The following is a 17598-nucleotide window of genomic DNA, read 5'->3' on the forward strand; positions in this document are numbered from 1 at the left end:
TACCCGGATCGGCGCCAGCGACCTAGGGCAGGGCCGCCAGTTCGAACAGCGGGGTCGCAAGCTGCCACTTTTCCGATCCCGCCTCCGGCGAGGACAGCTGATAGCGCGCCATCAGGGTTTCCCATTCCTGGACCTTCGGATTGCGCTGTTCCAGCTCCTGCATGCGGGCGAAGGAGAAGTCCGGCCCGGCTTCGAGCAGCATGGTCAGGCGGCAGCCGAGGCGCCAGATCGTCATGTTGGCGACGCCGGCTTCGCGCAGATGGGCGATGACCTCGGGCCAGACCGCCGCGTGCTGGCGTTCGTATTCGGCGATGAGCTCGGGGTCGTCCCGCAGGTCCAGCAACAGGCAGTAGCGTGTCATGGTCTCGCTCCTCGGCCAGGTCAGGCTCGTTAGATTTCGACGATGGCTTTGACGACACCGCGGGCCGGGTCCAGCAGCTCGGCGAAGCGATTAGGCAACTCGGCCAGTTGCAGGCGATGGGTATTGAGCGCCTGGTCCGGGATCAGGCCTTCGCGCAGGCAGCGCTCGACGTGCTGGAAGTCCTCGGCGGTGGCGTTGCGACTGCCGAGCAGGGTGGTCTCGCGCTTGTGGAATTCGGGGTCGGCGAAGCGGATGTGGTCCTTGACCACCGAGATCAGCACATAGCTGCCGGCATGGGCGACGAATTCGAAACCCCGCTCGATGGCGCGGGCGTTGCCGGTGGCGTCGAACACCACATCGAAGAATTCGCCATCGGTCAGCCGCGCCAGTTCGTCCTTGTCGCCGTCACCGACGGTGACCGTGGCGGCGACCTTCAAATGCTGGCGACAGAACGCCAGGCGATCGGTGCGGGTGTCGAGGACGGTGACCTGGGCCCCGGCGATACCGGCGAAGATGGCCGCGGCCATGCCGATCGGACCGGCGCCCACCACCAGCACGCGCTGGGCCTGGCCCAGGCCCGAGCGGCGCACGGCATGGGCGCCGATGGCGAGAAATTCCACCATGGCCGCCTGGTCGAGGCTGAGGCCCTCGGCCTTGAAGACGAAGCGGTCGGGCAGGCTGAGGTATTCGGTGAGGGCGCCGTCGCGATGCACGCCCAGCACCGCGATCCTGGTGCAGCAGTTGGTCTTGCCCTGGCGGCAGGCGATGCACTGGCCGCAGGACAGATAGGGCACCACGTAGACGATATCCCCGGCCTGCAGGCGCCCGCTGTCGTCGGTTTCCTCGACGACGCCGGAAATCTCGTGGCCCATCACCCGTGGGTATTCCAGATAGGGCTGGTTGCCTTCGTAGATGTGCAGGTCGGTGCCGCAAACGCCGACCCGGCGGATGCGGATCAGGGTTTCGCCTTCGCCTCGGGCGGGCTTGGGCGTATCGCGCGAGACCAGCAGGCCGGGTTTTTCACAGATGACGGTCAGCATAGGAAGACTCCGCATCGCATCGGGATGCACGTTGGATTCAGGGCCGGGCGCTCGTTGGGAATGGCGGCGAGCGTCCGTCGCCACAGAGGCGGGTGGAAAGGGCGGTGCGGCTTCATGCCGGGGCTCCCGCCACGGGAGCGTCGGCGTCCAGCAGGCCGCGCTGCTTGAGGGTGCTCCAGAACTCCGCCGGAATGGGCGCCTGCAGCCAGGCCAGGTTGCTGGCGACCTGCTCGGCGCTGCGTGCGCCGATGACCGCCGAGGCGACCGCCGGATGGGCCAGGGGAAATTGCAGGGCGGCGGCGGCCAGGGGGACCGCGAATTCCTGGCAGACCGCCTGCAGCGCCCGCACCTTGGCGACCACCACCGGCGGCGCGGCGCCATAGTCGAAGTGCTGGCCACCGGCGAGGATCCCGGAGTTGAACACTCCGCCGGCGACGATGGCGTGGCCCTGGGCCCGGCAGCGATCGAGCAGGGGCTTCAGGCTTTCCTGTTCCAGCAGGGTGTAGCGACCGGCCAGCAGGGTGCAGTCCAGCGGGCACTCCTCGAGGCTGTCGACCACCACCTCCCATTCGTTGACGCCCAGGCCGATGGCCTGGATCTGGCCACTGCTGCGCAGCTCTTCCAGGGCGCGGAAACCGCCGCCCCGGGTCAGCGCCTGCCAGTGGAGGTCGTGCCGCTCGCCATGGGTGCGGCGGCCGATGTCGTGCACATAGAGGATGTCGATCCGCGCCAGCCCCAGTCGCTGCAGGCTGTCTTCGTGGGACCTCAGGATGGCGTCGTAGCGGTAGTCGTAGACCGGCTTGAAGGGCAGCGGCCGTTCCCAGCCGTCGCCGTTGGCGCGCTCGCTGCCATTGGGCGCGAGCAGCCGGCCCACCTTGCTGCTGAGCACGAAGTCATCCCGTGGCTGTTCGTCGAGAAAGGCACCGAGGCGATGCTCCGAGCGGCCATAGCCATAGAAGGGCGCCGTGTCGAAATAGCGGATGCCCTGCTGCCAGGCGCCGGCCAGGGTGTCGACGGCCTGCTGCAGCGGCATGTCCCGGTACAGCCCGCCCAGCTGGGAGCAACCGAGCCCGAGCACCGGCAGGGCCAGCGGGCTTTTCGCCAGGGGACGCCGTTCGGAGAGATTCATCGCCAGGCCTCCGCTCAATAGAGCACGTTGCGTGCGTCAGGGCTGTCCAGGTTGGCCTTGTCGATGAGCAGGACGCCGGTGTCGATGAACTTGGGCACCTTCTGCTTCTCGATGACCTTGATCACCGTGGCGACCGATTCCAGGCCCATGCGATAGGAACTCTGCACCACGATGGCGTCCAGGGTGCCGTCGCGGACGAAGCCCTGCAGGTCCTCGTTGCCGTCGAAGCCGATGGCCTGCAGCTTGCCGGCCTTGCCGGACTGGGCGATGGCCCGCGCCATGCCGACCGCGGTGGGTTCGTTGGCGCCGTAGATGCCCTTGAGGTCGGGATTGGAGGCCAGGACGTCGGTGGTCTGGTTGAGGGCGTTGGCCATCTGCGACTGGGAATAGAAGGGGCCCACCACGGTCAGCTGCGAATGCTGCTCCAGGTACTTGCGGAAGCCGCCGACCCGGCCCACTTCCGAACCGGTGCCCGGCACATAGGACATGATGGCGATCTTGCCGGTCTTGCCGACCTTTTCGATCATGCGCTGGGCGGACAGCTCGCCGGCCTTGTTGTTGTCGGTGGAGAGAAAGGACTGGTAGTAGGGCGCGCCGCTTTCCGCCACCGAGGAGTCGATCAGCACCACCGGGATATGGGCTTCCCAGGCCTGTTTGATGGCCGGGACCAGGGCATCGGGGTCGGACGGCGCCAGCACGATGCCCGAGACGCCACGGTTGACGGCGTTGACCACCATGTTCACCTCGTCCGCGATCGCCGATTCCGACGCCGGTCCCTGGAAGGTGACCTTGTAGTTGGCGTGCTGCTTGGCCGTTTCCTGGACGCCTTTCTGCACGTTCTGCCAGTAGTTGGAGTTGGCACTCTTGACGATGACGGCGATCTCGCCGTTACCGGCCAGCGCCAGGGAGGTCGCGGCGGAGAGGGCGACACCCAGGACCACTTTCTTGAAGTTTTTCATCGGTCGTTCCTTGTTGTTGTTATCGAGGGTTCACTTCTTGCGGTTGCGGAGCTGGTCGATACAGACGGTCAGCAGGATCACCAGGCCGATGATGATCTGCTGGGTGAAGCTGGAGACGCCGAGCATGTTGAGGCCGTTGCGCAAGACGCCGATGGTGAAGGCGCCGATCAGGGTGCCCGACACGCTGCCGATGCCACCGGAAAGGGAGGTGCCGCCGATCACCGCGCTGGCGATGGCGTCCAGTTCGTACATCACCCCTTCGTTGGGCTGGGCGGTGACCAGGCGTGACATCAGCACCGCGCCGGTCAGGCCGGCCAGCACGCCGGACAGCACGTAGGTGAAGAGGGTGACCGCGCGCACCTTGACCCCGGAGAGCCGGGCCGCTTCGGCGTTCGAGCCCACGGCGTAGATGTGGCGGCCCAGGCGGGTGCGGCTGAGCACCAGCCACAGGGCGATGGCCAGTACGATCATGATGATCACCGGGTAGGGGATGCCGGGAAAGATCACGTTGGGAAAGCCGTCGTCGCCGATGCGTTCGATGCGCCCCAGGGTGCCGTTGCCGAGCACGCCGAAGGCGGCGCCGAGGCCGGAGATGGGCTGGGCATCGGTCAGTCTCAGCGCCAGGCCGCGGGCCACCAGCATCATGCCCAGGGTGGCGATGAAGGGCGGCAGCTTGACCAGGGTCACGAACAGCCCGTTGATCGCCCCGCAGATCCCGCCGACGATCAGGCCGACCAGGATGCCCACCTCGATGGACGCGCCGGCCTTGACCGCCATGGCGTTGGCCACGCCGGCCAGGGCTAGCACCGAGCCCACCGAGAGGTCGATGCCGCCGGTAATGATCACCGCCGTCGCGCCGAGGCCGAGAAAGGCGATGGAGGTGACCTGCAAGGCCACGCTCATGCCATTGCCCATGGTCAGGAAGGCGCTGCTCATGGAGGAAAACACCGCGATCAGTGCCAGCAGGCTGACCAGGGCGCCAAACTTCTGCAGGAATTCTTTTTGTTTTTCGGTCATTTCTCTGTCTCGCTCGACACGCGTGGGCGAGCTGCCGTCAGTGCGACGTGCAGCCGGAGGCGTAGTGCATGATCTGGTCCTGGGAGGTGGCCCGGGTCTCGACATCGCCGGTCAGGCGACCTTCGTGAAAGACCAGGATCCGATCGCTCATGCCGAGCAATTCCGGCAGCTCCGAACTGATCAGGACGACGCCGATGCCCTGGGCCGCCAGCTGGTCCATCATTTCGTAGATGGCGTACTTGGCGCCGACGTCGATACCCCGGGTGGGCTCGTCGAAGAACATGATCCGGGCGTCGCGGAACAGCCATTTGCCGATGATGATCTTTTGCTGGTTGCCGCCGGAGAGATAGCGGGTGACCTTGTCGATCGAGGGCGTGCGGATGTCCAGCCGCCGCACGTAGTCCTGGGCGACCCGCGCCTCCTCGCCGAAGCGAATGAAGCCCAGCGGCCCGCAGAGGGCGTCCAGATTGGCCAGGGTCAGGTTGTGCGCCAGGGTCATCTTGACCGCCAGGCCGTCCTTCTTGCGGTCCTCGGACAGGTAGGCGATGCCTTCATCGATCCCGTCGCGCGGACTGCGGATGCTGACCGCGCGGCCGTTGATCTCCACCTCGCCGGCATCCAGCCGCTCGGCGCCAAAGATCGCCCGGGCGATCTCGGTGCGCCCGGCGCCCATGAGGCCGGCGAAGCCGAGGATCTCGCCGCGGCGCAGCTCGAAGCTGATGTCCTGGAAGACCCCCTTGCGGGTCAGGCCCCGCGCCCGCAGCAGCACCTCGCCAGTGGGCACGGCGGTGCGTGGCGGAAATTTCTCGTCGAGGGAGCGTCCGACCATGCCCGCCACGATGGCGTCGACACTGGTCTCGGCGAAGCGCTGGGTGGAGACGTAGCGACCGTCGCGCAGGATGGTCACCCGGTCGACGATGTGGCGCATCTCGTCCAGCCGGTGCGAGATGTAGAGCATGCCGACGCCGCGCGCCTTGAGGTCCTGGATGACCTTGAACAGCGCCTGGGTCTCGCTTTCGGTCAGGGAGGAGGTCGGTTCGTCGAGGATGAGCACCCGGGCGTCCAGCGACAGCGCCTTGGCGATCTCCACCATCTGCTGCTGGGCCACCGACAGCTTGGAGACCGGCGCGCGGGGGCTGATGGCCACGCCCAGGCGCGCCAGGCAGGCTTCGGTGTCCGCCTGCATCTTGCGCCTGTCGATCAGACCGAAGCGCACCGGCTCGCGGGCCAGGAAGATGTTTTCCGCCACCGTGAGGTGGGGTACCAGGTTGAGCTCCTGGTGAATGATGGCGATGCCCACCTGCTCGGCTTCCGACACCGACTTGAATTGCCGCTCTTCGCCCAGGTAGCGGATCCGCCCCTCGTCCGGCGGCTGCTGGCCGCTGACGATCTTCATCAGGGTGGACTTGCCGGCGCCGTTCTCGCCGCAGATGGCGTGGACTTCACCCGGGTAGAGGCTGAGGCTGACATCGTTGAGGGCCACGACGCCGGGAAAGCGCTTGGAGATGTTTTCGAGCGTCAGACAGGGCGCGGGCGCAGCCGGTACGGGGCCGCCACCTTCGCCGCGGGGCGATGGGGTATCCAGCATGGTGCTCTCTCTTGTTGTTGTTCTAGGGTCGCTGCCCTATGTGAGATCCATGGCAGGGAAAGCTACACCCCAGTCTGGATAGCTGGCAAGACCAATTGGATTTTTTCGAATTGGTCTTGCCAGACTGCGGTCTGGTTGGTGAAAGCCTCACGGCCCAAGGCAGGCGATGGGCGCGGGAGAGAGCACAAAAGCGCAGACCGGCAGGCGCAGCGCCTGCGCCACGGGTCTAGCTGGATCGTCGGGGAGGAAGGCGCTGATCGGAGGCCCGACCCAAGTCGAGTCGGGCCTCCGATGGCAATGTACTAGCGCACGGGCGCAGCCGCCGTGGCGCGCGTCGGGCGGGCGTCGCGGAAGGTAACCAGGAAGGCCAGCAGCACGCCCAGGGAGAACAGCGCCGGGAACAGCCAGATGCCCTGCCAGTCATGGCCGGCGGCGCTGGCATAGTGGTCCGAGACCATCCCGGCGACCCGGAAGCCGACCAGCATGCCCACGCCATAGGTGGCCAGGGTGATCAGGCCCTGGGCCGCGCTCTTGTTCGCTTCGCCGGCCTTGGCGTCGGTGTAAATCTGCCCGGAAACGAAGAAGAAGTCATAGCAGACGCCATGCAGGGCGATGCCCAGCAGCAGGTAGGCGAGGGCGTCACCCTGGGCGCCCAGGGCGAAGCAGCCATAGCGCACCGCCCAGGCCAGCATCCCCACCAGCAGGGTGCGCTTGAGGCCGAAGCGGCGGATGAACAGCGGCAGCAGCAGCATGAAGCCCACCTCCGACACCTGGCCGAGGGTCATCATGCCGGTGGGATTGGCCACCCCCAGTTCAGCGAGAAAGAGGTTGGCGTTCTGGTAGTAGAAGGCCAGCGGAATGCAGATCAGCACCGAGGCGGCAAAGAACACCGCGAAGCTGCGGTCCTTGAGCAGGCGCAGGGCGTCCAGGCCGAGCATCGCGCCCAGGCCGCCGCGGGTGGCCGGCAGCGGCGCGGTGCGCGGCAGGCTGAAGCTGTAGAGACCGAGGATGAGCGAGGCCGCGGCGCCGAGCAGGAAGGTGTTGCGCAGGGCCCCGGCGGCGATGCCGCTACGGCTGTCCCAGGCGAAGACGAAGCTGATCGCCAGGCCGGCGGCAATCCAGCCCAGGGTGCCCCAAACCCGGATCTTGGCGAATTGCCGGGCTGGATCGGCCAGGTGGCGGAAGGCCACGGAGTTGGCCAGCGCCAGGGTCGGCATGTAGCAGAGCATGTAGGCCAGTACCAGTGGATAGAAGGTGGTGAAGTCGGCCGCCGCATAGAGCTGGTAGAGCAGCACCGCGCCGGCCAGGTGCAGCAGGCCGAGGATGCGCTCGGCGTTGAAGTAGCGATCGGCGATCAGGCCGATCACGAAGGGCGCCAGGATCGCGCCCCAGGACTGGGTGGCGAAGGCCTGGCCGATCTGGCCGCCATTGGCGCCCAGGGTATTGCCGAGAAAGGTCGCCAGGGTGACGAACCAGCTGCCCCAGATAAAGAACTGCAGGAACATCAGGGTGCTCAGGCGTAGCGAAAGTGCGTTCATCGTCGATTCCTTGTTGTGGGTTATGTGACGAAAAAACGAGGCGGATCCTTACTCCAGGCCGAGCATCCGCCGATTGCGCGCCGGGTCGGCGTCGCTGCCGGCGAAGTCGTCGAAGGCGCGGGTGGCCGGCTGGATCAGGTGGCGCTGGATGAAGGGCGCTCCTTCGGCCGCGCCCTGGGCCGCGTCCTTGAGGCAGCACTCCCATTCCAGCACCGCCCAGCCTTCGAAGCCGTACTGGGTGAGCTTGCTGAAGATGGCGCCGAAATCGACCTGGCCATCGCCCAGGGAACGGAAGCGTCCCGGCCGCTCGGCCCAGTCCTGGTAACCGCCATAGACACCGCTGCGGGCATCGGGACGGAATTCCGCGTCCTTGACGTGGAACATGCCGATGCGCGCGTGATAGCGGTCGATGAAGCCCAGGTAGTCCAGTTGCTGCAGGACGAAATGGCTGGGGTCATAGAGGATGCGCGCGCGGGGATGGTCGTCCACGGCCGCCAGGAAGCGCTCGAAGGTGGCGCCGTCGTGCAGGTCCTCGCCCGGATGCAATTCGAAGCAGAGGTCGATGCCTTCTTCGCCGTAGACGTCGAGGATCGGTCGCCAGCGCCGGGCCAGTTCGGTGAAGCCCTCGTCCACCAGGCCGGCGGGCCGCTGCGGCCAGGGATAGACATAGGGCCAGAGCAGGGCACCGGAAAAGCTCGCCACCGCCTTGAGACCGAGGCGGCGACTGGCCTTGGCGGCCAGCTTGAGCTGCTTGACCGCCCAGGCCTGGCGCTCGTCCGGGCGGCCACGGAGCGCCGGCGGGGCGAAGCCGTCGAAGGCCTCGCTGAAGGCCGGATGCACGGCCACCAGTTGCCCCTGCAGGTGGGTGGAGAGTTCGCTGATGGCCACTCCGGCTTCGGCGCACTGCCCGAGCAGTTCGTCGCAGTAGTCCTGGCTGGCGGCGGCGCGTTCCAGATTCGGGCACTGGGGGCCCAGCGTCGGCAGCTGGAGGCCGCGGTAGCCGAGGTCCGCCGCCCAGCGCGCCAGGTTGGGCAGGGTGTCGAAGGGCGGCTTGTCGTCGAGAAACTGGGCGAGAAAGATCGCCGGGCCCTTGAGGCCGGGACGAGCGTTGGCGGCCATGTTCAGGCTCCTAGGTTCGGTAAGGGGGTCCAGGCGCCCTGGCGCCGATGGCTGGCCAGGGCGGTTTCGATAAAGGCCAGGCCGCGCCAGCCGGTGGTGATGCCGGGCAGGCCCGGCGCGGGATCGGCGGGATCGCGAATGGCCGCGGCCAGCTCGCGATAGAGATTGGCCAGGGCTTCGAGATAGCCCTCCGGGTGCCCGGCGGGCAGGCGCAGGCGCTGCTGGGTACCGGCACTCAGCCAGGGCAGACCGAGGCCGGCGCGCAGGGTCTGTGGCGGTTGGTCGAGGCTGCGCTGCAGCAGGCTGTTGGGTGCCTGCTGCTGCCACTCCAGACTGCCGCGCTCTCCGTAGAGGCGGATGCGCAGGCCATTCTCCTCGCCAATGCAGACCTGGCTGGCCAGCAGGCTGCCGCTGGCGCCCGCGGCGGTTTCGAACAGCACCATGACATCGTCGTCCAGCCGCCGACCGGGCAGGTGGCTGCGCAGGTGGGCACTGAGGCGGGTGATGGGCTGGCCGCCGATGAATTCGGCGAGGCTGAAGGCATGGGTGCCGATGTCGCCCAGGCACCCGCCCGGGCCGGAGAGGGCCGGATCGTCGCGCCAGGCCGCCTGCCGGTTGCCGGTAGCGGCCAGGTCCTGGGCGAGCCAGCCCTGGGGGTATTCCACATGGATCTTGCGCAGTGCCCCCAGCTCGCCGCGGGCGACGCGCTCGCGGGCTTCCCACACCAGCGGATAGCCGAGGTAGGTATGGGCCAGCGCATAGCGCAGGGGCCGGGGCAGGGCGGCCAGCGTTTCCGCCAGGCGCTGCACCTGGGCCAGGGAGATGCCGGCGGGCTTTTCCGAAAAGACGTGGAAGCCGGCGCTCAGGGCCGCCTGGGCGATGGGTACATGGAGATCGTTGGGCGTGACGATCACCAGCAACTCGACCCGTTGCTCGGGGGGCAGCCGGGCTTCGCTGGCCAGCAGGGTCTCCCAGGAGGCATAGACCCGTTCGGGCGCCAGACCCAGCTCGCGGCCGGTCGCCTCGTTGTTGGCCGGATCTCGGCTGAAGGCGCCGCAGACCAGTTCGAGCGCGCCATCCAGGGCCGCGGCGCGCCGATGGGCCGCGCCGATGAAGGCGCCCTGGCCGCCACCGATCATGCCGTAACGGACCTTGCCGTCGGTTTCAGCCTGCATCCTCTTACCCTCGGTTTGTTATTGTGCTGAGTGTAACCGGTTACATATGCGGGTATTTGGAGCCTGCGCCGGGCTTTAGTCAAGCGCCCGGCGGACGTACGGCTTGCCCGCACGCCGGGCTTTGCGCACAGTTGCACCCTTTCCCACGCCAACCGAGGCCGCATGTCCAATATCCGCAGGGTCGCCGAACTGGCCGGGGTATCGGTCGCGACCGTATCGCGCACCCTGAAGAATCCCGAGGTGGTGGCGCCGGCGACCCGCGAACGGGTGCAGGCCGCCGTGACCGCGGCCAACTACCGGCCCAACGGTATGGCGGTGCAGTTTCGCTCGCGCCGCACCGGCAATCTGGTGGTGCTGGTGCCGCTGATCGCCAACAGCTTCTTCGCCCGCGTCATCGCCGGGATTCAGCAGGCGGCCCAGGCGGCGGGGTATCGGGTGCTGCTGTGCGATACCGCGGGGGACGAGGCCCGCGAGCGCGAGTACGCCGAACTGGTCTATGCGCGGCAGGCGGATGGGGTGATCCAGCTGCGCGCCTTCGATCCCTTCGCCGGTGACCCCGACGCACCGCCGGCGGTGAATGCCTGCGAGGTGCTCGCCGAGCATTCCTGGCCCAAGGTGCGGCTGGACAATCGCGCCGCCGCCCGCCGCCTGACCGAACACCTGCTGGCGCTCGGTCACAGGCGCATCGCCCTGATCAAGGGACCGGAACGCAGTCCGCTGACCCTGGAACGCCTGGCGGGTTATCAGGAGGCGCTCAGCCAGGCCGGTGTCCCCTTGGATCCTGACCTGCTGCACCCGGGTGATTTCACCCTGGCCGCCGGCGCCGCCGCGGCGCGGGCACTGCTGGGGCTTTCGGAGCGGCCGACGGCGTTGTTTTGCTGCAGCGACGAAATGGCGATCGGTGCCCTCCAGACCCTTCGCGGCGCCGGACTGCGGGTGCCCGAGGATCTGTCCCTGGCCGGCTTCGACGACATCGCCTTCGCCGCCTACAGCGATCCGCCGCTGACCACCATCGCCCAGCCCGCGGAAGCCTTCGGCCAGCGCGCGGTCGCCCTGTTGCTGGAGACCCTTGCCGGTTCACCACCGCCCCGCCGGGAGGTGGTGCTGCCCTTCGAACTGGTGGTGCGGGGCAGTACCGGCCCCTGCCGCCCTGGCTGAGAGGTCGGTTGCGCGGAGGTCCGGTCAGTCGCGGGAGGCGCGCACCAGCGCCAGCCGTTCGCGGATATAGCTGTCGTTATCGATCGCCTGGACATCGAAGGGGATGGCGATCGCGCGCCGGTCGGCGCGCGAATACAGGCGCGCGAAGATCGAGCCGTCAGGGCAGGTCGGGCTGACCAGCACGGTCCAGCCGTCCAGTTCACGCGTCAGGCGCTGCATCAGTGTTTGCGTGGGCAGCGTGGCGAGTTTGGCGTTCTTCATCGGTCTGGCCTTGGATGCTGGGTGATGACTTCATTGGGGGCTCGGCGCCGCTCGGCATCGCGCTCGCCGGACGTGCTCGAGCCAGCCGTGCGGCGCAGTCGCTCCAGCAGTCTGGACAGCGTCGGACGCCTCGCGGGGTGGCGCCGCGCCAGGGCGCTGGCGAAGACGGGTGGCTGCCGGCTGCCGGTCGTGTCGTTCAGCTTTTCGAGAACGGAATCGAGCCGGTAGCTCTTGATCTGCGAATGGACGCTCATGCTGGACGGAGCCTGATCGTGCGCGCCTTCCTCCTTGAGGGCGACGTTACCCAAGGTCTGCTTTTGCCGGCAGCGGCACGGATCACCAGGAGGCGTTTCGCCTAGGAGTGCCGCGCCGTCCGGACTTGCACGGTCAGTCGTCAGCTAGCTTGTTTCCGTGGCAAGTCGAACTGCGACTTCCTCCACCAGTTGGATAGTTTCCGCCGTCAGGGCTTCGAACTGAAAGAGCATGTCCTGTAGTTGCGGACTGCCCATATCCACATTGCGCAGTTGATCGATTCTCAACGTCAGCAATCTGTGGATCTGCAGCAGGCAGTCGCGATCGGGATTCTCGGGGATGACGAACAGGCGGCTCATCGTTGTCTCCATGGACAGGTTCCTCACGCCCATCGATATCGCCTAACCCGCTTGTTTTTTAAGGCAATTCGTCGCCGACGATCTACTTGGAAAGAGCGCCTTGGGTGCTTGACTCTTGTTGTCGGAAGAGCGCTTGAGGGCTCTTGGTCGCATTAGCGACCTTATCTTCAAAAAGCTCGTGAAGAATGCGTGAAAAATTCGTTAAAACCTTTTTAGGTGGTTGTTTAAGTGGGACGTGGTGTTTCAAAAGTTTTAGGCAAGTTGGCAGCAAAACGGACGAACGAACGCTTCGTTTCAGGCCTGACAGACATCCGCTATCCGCGCCTTCAACAGATTCGCCAACTCATCGAAGAGGATCTGCACCGAGCGCAGCGACAGATTGTCCGGGCGGGTCAGCAGCCAGATATCGGTGTCGCAGCCATGCAGCGCCGGACCCAGGCGTTCGACGCCCTCCAGGCTGCTGATCATGAAATCGGGGAGGGCGCCCACCCCGAGACCGGCGCCGACCAGGCTGCCGACCGAGGACATGCTGCTGCAGCGATAGCGCGGGGTGAGGCTGGGATAGGCCTGGCGCAGCCAGGTCACCGAGACGTGATCGGCCAGGGAGTCGTCCGGGGCGATCCAGGGCAGCTCGGTGGCCAGCTGGCCGTAACCGCTGCGATAGCGTTCGTGACCGCAAACGAAATACGAGCTGCGACCGAGGCGGCGGCCGATGAGGTGTTCGGGCGGGGCGTTGGACAGGCGCAGGGCGATGTCCGCATCCCGCCGACTCAGGCTGGCGAAGGTGTTGGAGGTGGCGACTTCCAGGGCGACCGCGGGATAGCGCGGCATGAGGTCCGCGAGGCCGGGCAGTAGCAGGCTGCGCAGCACGGCATCGGTGCAGGTCAGGCGGACCGTGCCGCTGATGACGTTCTCGCCCTGGGTGAGGGCGATGCGCGCCGCGTCCAGCGCCTGTTCGGCGCGCTCGGCCTGTTCGGCGAGGGCCTTGGCGCTCTGGGTCGGGGTGTAGCCGCGGCGGGTCTTGTCGAACAGCGCGACCTGCAGATTGGCTTCGAGCTTGCGGATGGCGCGAAAGACCGTGGAGACGTCCACCTGCAACTGTTCCGCCGCGCGGGCCAGGGTCCTGCCGCGGACCAGGGCAAGGATCAGCTTGAGATCGGCATGACCTATCTGATATTGCATCGGTGCATTCTTCCTTTGCCGATTCGCCGATATGGGTTGCGCTCATGCCAATTTATACTGGCCCGGCCCTCCAAGGGCAATCAGGTGGAAGGGCGGACCTTGCAGACAGGGTCGGCGCCTGCAGCAACCACCGCCCACAGCCACGCTGCCAGACCCGCACGAGCAAGCACAACGAAGCGGGCCAGCGTCAAGGATGCCTCCCATGAATTCGATATCCCCCCGCGTCGTCCAGCTCACCGAAGCCAACGGCTTTCTCAAGGAGCACCCCGAGATCCAGTACGTCGATCTGTTGATCACCGACATGAACGGCGTCATCCGGGGCAAGCGCGTCGAGCGGGCCAGTCTCTCCAAGGTCTATGAGCGCGGCATCAATCTGCCGGCCTCGCTGTTCGCCCTGGACATCAATGGCTCCACGGTGGAAAGCACCGGCCTGGGCCTGCACATCGGCGACGCCGACCGCACCTGCTTTCCGATTCCCGGCACCCTGAGCTACGAGCCCTGGCAGAAGCGCCCGACCGCGCAACTGCTGATGACCATGCACGAACAGGACGGCTCGCCGTTCTTCGCCGATCCGCGCGAGGTGCTGCGCCGGGTGGTGAAGAAGTTCGACGACCTGGGGCTGACCATCTGCGCCGCCTTCGAACTGGAGTTCTATCTGATCGACCAGGAGAACGTGAACGGCCGGCCGCAACCGCCGCGCTCGCCGATCTCCGGCAAGCGGCCGGTCTCCACCCAGGTCTATCTGATCGACGACCTGGACGAATACGTGGATTGCCTGCAGGACATGCTGGAAGGCGCCAAGGAGCAGGGGTTACCAGCCGATGCCATCGTCAAGGAATCCGCGCCGGCGCAATTCGAGGTCAACCTGCATCACGTCGAAGACGCCATCAAGGCCTGCGACTACGCGGTGCTGCTCAAGCGGCTGATCAAGAACATCGCCTACGACCATGAGATGGATTCCACCTTCATGGCCAAGCCCTATCCCGGCCAGGCGGGCAACGGCCTGCACGTGCACATTTCGCTGCTGGACAAGCAGACCGGGCAGAACATCTTCGCCACCGACGATCCCGAGCACCATGCGCCGCTGCGCCATGCCATCGCCGGCATTCTCGAAACCCTGCCGGCGTCGATGGCCTTTCTCTGCCCGAACGTCAACTCCTACCGCCGCTTCGGCGCCCAGTTCTATGTGCCCAATGCGCCGAGCTGGGGCCTCGATAACCGCACCGTGGCGGTGCGCGTGCCCACCGGCAGCAGCGAGGCGATCCGCATCGAACACCGGGTCGCCGGGGCCGATGCCAATCCCTATCTGATGATGGCCTCGATCCTCGCCGGTATTCACCACGGCATGACCCAGCGCCTGGAGCCCTGCGCCCCGGTCAGTGGCAACTCCTATGAGCAGCTCGAACAGAGCCTGCCCAACAACCTGCGCGACGCCCTGCGCCGGCTGGACGACAGCGCGGTGATGAACCAGTACATCAGCCCCGAGTACATCGACATCTTCGTCGCCTGCAAGGAAGCCGAGCTGGAGGAGTTCGAGACCACCATCTCCGACCTCGAATACAACTGGTACCTGCATACCGTCTAGGAGGCCTGATCATGACCGTGCTGACGCAACAGGACTGGGAGCAGCGTGCCCAGGCGTTGACCATCGAAGCCCGTGCCTTCATCGACGGCCGCTACCAGGCCGCCCAGGGCGGCGCGACCTTCGCCGACCTGAGTCCGGTGGATGGTCGCCCGCTGGCCCGGGTGGCCAGTTGCATGGCCGAGGATGCCGAGCTCGCCGTGCAGGCTGCGCGGGCGAGCTTCGCGCGAGGCGACTGGGCCCATCGGGCACCGGCGCAGCGCAAGCGGGTGCTGATCGCCTTCGCCGATCTCTTGCTGGCCCATGCCGAGGAGCTGGCGCTGCTGGAAACCCTGGACATGGGCAAGCCGATCAGCGATTCGCTCGCCATCGATGTGCCGGCGGCGGCCAATGCCATCCGCTGGAGCGCCGAGGCCATCGACAAGGTCTACGACGAGGTGGCGCCCACGCCGCGCGACCAGCTCGGCCTGGTGACCCGCGAACCGGTCGGGGTGGTCGCGGCCATCGTGCCCTGGAATTTCCCGCTGATGATGGCCTGCTGGAAACTGGGGCCGGCGCTGGCCACCGGCAACTCGGTGATCCTCAAGCCGTCCGAGAAGTCGCCGCTGACAGCCATTCGCATCGCTGCCCTGGCGCTGGAGGCCGGCATCCCGGCGGGCGTGTTCAACGTGCTGCCCGGCTACGGCCACACCGTCGGCCAGGCGCTGGCGCTGCACCCGGACGTGGATACCCTGGTCTTTACCGGCTCCACCCGCATCGCCAAGCAGCTGCTGGTCTATGCCGGCGAGTCGAACATGAAGCGGGTCTGGCTGGAGGCGGGTGGCAAGAGCCCCAACATCGTCTTCGCCGACGCCCCGGACCTTAGGGCCGCAGCCGAGGCAGCCGCCGCAGCCATCGCCTTCAACCAGGGCGAGGTGTGCATCGCCGGCTCGCGGCTGCTGGTCGAGCGCTCGATCAAGACGCGCTTTTTGGCCTTGGTGGCGGAGGCGCTGCAGGCGTGGACGCCCGGCCATGCGCTGAATCCCGATACCCGCGTCGGCGCCCTGGTGGACGAGGGCCATCTGCGCACCGTGCTGGAGTTTATTGAGGCCGGCCGCGCCGAGGGGGCGCGACTGGTGAGCGGCGGCGAGCGGGCCCTGAGCGAAACCGGTGGCAGCTACGTCACGCCGACTATCTTCGAAGGCGTGGACAACGCCATGCGCATCGCTCGGGAAGAGATCTTCGGCCCGGTGCTGGCGGTGATCGACTTCGATGGCGAAGCGGAGGCCGTGCGCATCGCCAATGACACCCCCTATGGCCTGGCCGCCGCCGTCTGGACGAGCGACCTCTCCCGCGCCCATCGCGTGGCCCGCGCCTTGCGTGCGGGCAGTGTCTGGGTCAACCAGTATGATGGCGGCGACATGACGGCGCCCTTCGGCGGCTTCAAGCAGTCCGGCAACGGACGCGACAAGTCGCTGCACGCCTTCGACAAATACACCGAACTTAAGGCGACCTGGATCAAGCTCTGAACAGGCGCGGCGGCCCGGGCGTTCACGCCGGAGCCGCAGGCAGAGGAATCTCACCATGCAACAACACGTCGGCAGTTACTACGCGGCTTCGCGCAACATCCACACCGAATACCCGGTGCTCCAGGGCAATGTCGACAGCGACGTCTGCGTCATCGGCGCCGGTTACACCGGGCTTTCCACCGCGCTGTTCCTGCTGGAGCACGGCTTCAGCGTGACGGTGCTGGAAGCGGCGCGGGTCGGCTTCGGCGCCTCCGGGCGCAATGGCGGCCAGATCGTCAACAGCTACAGCCGCGACATCGATACCATCGAGCGCCAGCTGCCACCCAGGCAGGCGCAACTGCTGGGCGAAATGGCCTTCGAGGGCGGTCGCATCATTCGTGAGCGCATTGCTCGCTATGGCATCCAGTGCGATCTGAAGGATGGTGGCGTGTTCGCGGCCCTGACCGGCAAGCAGCTCGGTCACCTGGAAGCCCAGCAGAAGCTCTGGGAGCGCTACGGCCATACCCAGCTGCAGCTGCTCGACAAGGCCGGCATCGGCAGGGTGGTCGGCACCGATCGCTACCTGGGTGGCCTGCTGGACATGAGCGGCGGCCATATCCACCCGCTCAACCTGGCCCTTGGGGAGGCGGCGGCCGTGGCGTCCCTCGGCGGCAAGATCTACGAGCAGAGCGCGGCCACCCGCATCGACCGCGGCGCCAACCCTGTGGTGCATACCGCTCAGGGTCAGGTGAAGGCGCGTTTCGTGGTGGTCGCCGGCAACGCCTACCTGGGCGGGCTGGTGCCGGAACTGGCCGCCAAGTCCATGCCCTGCGGCACCCAGGTGCTCACCACCGAGCCGCTGTCCGAGGAGCTGGCGCGCAGCCTGCTGCCCCAGGACTATTGCGTCGAGGACTGCAACTACCTCCTCGACTACTTCCGCCTCAGCGCCGATCGCCGGCTGATCTACGGCGGGGGCGTGGTCTATGGCGCGCGGGATCCGGCGGACATCGAGGCCATCATCCGGCCGAAGATGCTGCAGACCTTTCCGCAACTCAAGGGCGTGAAGATCGATTTCACCTGGACCGGCAACTTCCTCCTGACGCTGTCGCGCCTGCCCCAGGTGGGCCGCCTCGGCGACAACATCTACTACTCCCAGGGCTGCAGCGGTCACGGCGTCACCTACACCCACCTGGCCGGCAAGGTACTGGCCGAGGCCCTGCGCGGCCAGGCCGAGCGCTTCGATGCCTTCGCCGGCCTGCCGCACTATCCCTTCCCGGGCGGGCAGCTCCTGCGCGTGCCCTTCACCGCTCTGGGCGCGACCTACTACCAGTTGCGCGATCGCCTCGGTATCTGACCCTGTCCGCCCGCCGCGTACCGGCGGCCACTCTGGA

General features: G+C 66.9%; 17 protein-coding genes. 4 read left to right on the top strand and 13 right to left on the bottom strand.

The window, feature by feature from the left end; translation table 11 throughout:
* Positions 1 to 22: 22 nt before the first annotated feature.
* The 9 genes from OXS31_RS06340 to OXS31_RS06380 all read right to left on the bottom strand — a co-directional run bounded on the left by OXS31_RS06340 (position 23) and on the right by OXS31_RS06380 (position 9926).
* Positions 23 to 361, bottom strand: coding sequence for an L-rhamnose mutarotase (locus tag OXS31_RS06340; RefSeq protein ID WP_027602017.1), 339 nt, complete (start codon positions 359 to 361; stop codon positions 23 to 25).
* 29 nt (positions 362 to 390) lie between these two features.
* Positions 391 to 1401 (bottom strand): zinc-binding alcohol dehydrogenase family protein, encoded by a 1011-nt coding sequence (locus OXS31_RS06345; RefSeq protein WP_267398362.1) that lies wholly within the window; start codon positions 1399 to 1401, stop codon positions 391 to 393.
* Between the two features lie 112 nt (positions 1402 to 1513).
* Complete coding sequence (locus OXS31_RS06350; RefSeq protein WP_267398363.1) at positions 1514 to 2530, bottom strand: aldo/keto reductase; 1017 nt, start codon at positions 2528 to 2530, stop codon at positions 1514 to 1516.
* A 14-nt stretch (positions 2531 to 2544) separates the two neighbouring features.
* Entirely contained in the window at positions 2545 to 3489 is a 945-nt protein-coding gene (locus OXS31_RS06355; RefSeq protein ID WP_027599699.1) for an ABC transporter substrate-binding protein, read from the bottom strand.
* A 30-nt stretch (positions 3490 to 3519) separates the two neighbouring features.
* On the bottom strand, positions 3520 to 4506 hold the full coding sequence (locus OXS31_RS06360) for an ABC transporter permease (protein ID WP_027602020.1): 987 nt from the start codon (positions 4504 to 4506) through the stop codon (positions 3520 to 3522).
* A 37-nt stretch (positions 4507 to 4543) separates the two neighbouring features.
* Positions 4544 to 6094, bottom strand: coding sequence for a sugar ABC transporter ATP-binding protein (locus OXS31_RS06365; RefSeq protein WP_267398365.1), 1551 nt, complete (start codon positions 6092 to 6094; stop codon positions 4544 to 4546).
* 302 nt (positions 6095 to 6396) lie between these two features.
* On the bottom strand, positions 6397 to 7632 hold the full coding sequence (locus tag OXS31_RS06370; protein ID WP_042133637.1) for a nucleoside permease: 1236 nt from the start codon (positions 7630 to 7632) through the stop codon (positions 6397 to 6399).
* A gap of 48 nt (positions 7633 to 7680) precedes the next feature.
* Positions 7681 to 8751, bottom strand: a complete 1071-nt coding sequence (locus OXS31_RS06375) for a sugar phosphate isomerase/epimerase family protein (RefSeq protein WP_267398366.1) — start codon at positions 8749 to 8751, stop codon at positions 7681 to 7683.
* Positions 8752 to 8753: 2 nt separating this feature from the next.
* The gene (locus tag OXS31_RS06380; protein ID WP_267398367.1) at positions 8754 to 9926 is read right to left on the bottom strand and encodes a Gfo/Idh/MocA family oxidoreductase; all 1173 of its coding nucleotides are present in this window, start codon (positions 9924 to 9926) and stop codon (positions 8754 to 8756) included.
* Positions 9927 to 10088: 162 nt separating this feature from the next.
* On the opposite strand from OXS31_RS06380, the gene OXS31_RS06385 reads away from it, so the two are divergent.
* Positions 10089 to 11084 carry a LacI family DNA-binding transcriptional regulator gene (locus OXS31_RS06385; protein WP_267398368.1) on the top strand — a complete coding sequence of 332 codons (996 nt, stop codon included), beginning with the start codon at positions 10089 to 10091 and terminating at the stop codon, positions 11082 to 11084.
* Positions 11085 to 11108: 24 nt separating this feature from the next.
* Here the strand turns inward: OXS31_RS06385 and OXS31_RS06390 are convergent, their stop codons facing one another.
* From OXS31_RS06390 to OXS31_RS06405, 4 genes are all read right to left on the bottom strand, one after another.
* On the bottom strand, positions 11109 to 11345 hold the full coding sequence (locus tag OXS31_RS06390; RefSeq protein ID WP_077172604.1) for a hypothetical protein: 237 nt from the start codon (positions 11343 to 11345) through the stop codon (positions 11109 to 11111).
* A complete protein-coding gene (locus OXS31_RS06395) occupies positions 11342 to 11653 on the bottom strand; it encodes a hypothetical protein (protein ID WP_267398369.1) in 312 nt (103 codons plus the stop codon). Before OXS31_RS06395 ends, OXS31_RS06390 begins: the two co-directional genes overlap by 4 nt.
* A gap of 90 nt (positions 11654 to 11743) precedes the next feature.
* A complete protein-coding gene (locus OXS31_RS06400) occupies positions 11744 to 11956 on the bottom strand; it encodes a hypothetical protein (protein WP_169742406.1) in 213 nt (70 codons plus the stop codon).
* Between the two features lie 294 nt (positions 11957 to 12250).
* Positions 12251 to 13138: a LysR family transcriptional regulator gene (locus tag OXS31_RS06405; RefSeq protein WP_267398370.1), complete on the bottom strand. Its 888-nt coding sequence runs from the start codon at positions 13136 to 13138 to the stop codon at positions 12251 to 12253.
* Positions 13139 to 13340: 202 nt separating this feature from the next.
* Here OXS31_RS06405 and OXS31_RS06410 point away from each other — a divergent pair, with 202 nt between their 5' ends.
* The 3 genes from OXS31_RS06410 to OXS31_RS06420 are packed head-to-tail and all read left to right on the top strand — an operon-like array spanning position 13341 to position 17561.
* A complete protein-coding gene (locus OXS31_RS06410) occupies positions 13341 to 14723 on the top strand; it encodes a glutamine synthetase family protein (protein ID WP_027599688.1) in 1383 nt (460 codons plus the stop codon).
* A gap of 11 nt (positions 14724 to 14734) precedes the next feature.
* Positions 14735 to 16228, top strand: a complete 1494-nt coding sequence (locus OXS31_RS06415; RefSeq protein WP_074582868.1) for an aldehyde dehydrogenase — start codon at positions 14735 to 14737, stop codon at positions 16226 to 16228.
* A 55-nt stretch (positions 16229 to 16283) separates the two neighbouring features.
* Positions 16284 to 17561: an FAD-binding oxidoreductase gene (locus OXS31_RS06420; RefSeq protein WP_267398372.1), complete on the top strand. Its 1278-nt coding sequence runs from the start codon at positions 16284 to 16286 to the stop codon at positions 17559 to 17561.
* The last annotated feature ends 37 nt before the right edge of the window (positions 17562 to 17598 follow it).

Origin of the sequence: Pseudomonas sp. GM_Psu_1, assembly GCF_026544185.1 — a bacterium.
Taxonomy (GTDB): Bacteria; Pseudomonadota; Gammaproteobacteria; order Pseudomonadales; family Pseudomonadaceae; genus Chryseomonas; species Chryseomonas oryzihabitans.